The sequence below is a fragment of the Pseudomonas sp. 2995-3 genome, assembly GCF_002742565.1.
GTDB lineage: Bacteria > Pseudomonadota > Gammaproteobacteria > Pseudomonadales > Pseudomonadaceae > Aquipseudomonas > Aquipseudomonas edaphica.
This window is the reverse complement of record NZ_LJSB01000427.1, coordinates 1-229: the sequence shown is the minus strand read 5'-3', so window position 1 is coordinate 229 and position 229 is coordinate 1. Positions and strand designations below refer to the sequence as shown.

General features: G+C 44.5%; 1 pseudogene. It reads right to left on the bottom strand.

The window, feature by feature from the left end:
• A pseudogene (locus AOA62_RS29920) lies at window positions 1–229 on the bottom strand (transketolase); the annotation flags it as partial.

Sequence of the window (229 nt, the reverse complement as noted above, 5' to 3'; positions counted from 1 at the left end):
CCGTAGGCTGATCCGTACTCTCTACAGCAAGTTTCCATGCAGCTACAGTTTCATTACCATCACCAGGACGAATGAGTGATAAACCTGGCATTGCTCTTAAAGCAGGTAATTGCTCTACTGGTTCATGTGTTCGTCCATCTTCCCCAACAGCAATACTATCGTGCGTGAAAACATACGTTACTGGAATACCCATTAAAGAGGCTAAACGAACTGCTGGACGTAAGTAATC